The sequence below is a fragment of the Lactobacillus sp. UMNPBX19 genome (assembly GCF_002553805.1).
In the GTDB taxonomy this organism is placed as follows: Bacteria; Bacillota; Bacilli; order Lactobacillales; family Lactobacillaceae; genus Lactobacillus.
Genome location: NZ_PCYR01000170.1, coordinates 1 through 351 on the forward strand (window position 1 = coordinate 1; position 351 = coordinate 351).

Here is a 351-nt window from a genome sequence, read left to right on the forward strand (position 1 = left end):
GTTCAATAACGCTTGCAAATAAAACCCGGTTCCCCCAACAATAATTGGCAATCGGTTTCTTCCGTTAATTTCTTTAATTAACTGCGAAGCCGTATTTTTAAAATCAGCGGCGGTAAAACGTTCTTGAACCGCCCGAACGTTAATTAAATGGTGAGGAATTCCCTGCATTTCTTCAGAGGTAATCTTTGCCGTGCCGATATCAAGTCGTTGGTATACCTGCATTGAATCACCAGAAATAATTTCACCATTCCAGCGTTTAGCCAACTCGACGGACAGGCTGGTTTTGCCAACTGCCGTAGGACCCACAATTGCTAAAACTTTTTGCATCTCATCCTCCTTGAATAGTTGCCC

1 protein-coding gene is annotated in these 351 nt (G+C 43.0%); it reads right to left on the reverse strand.

The features are described from left to right. Positions 1–327, reverse strand: a 327-nt coding sequence (locus CP370_RS09645; protein ID WP_304441350.1) for a tRNA (adenosine(37)-N6)-dimethylallyltransferase MiaA, incomplete at its 3' end; no start/stop codon positions are given. Positions 328–351 lie beyond the last annotated feature (24 nt).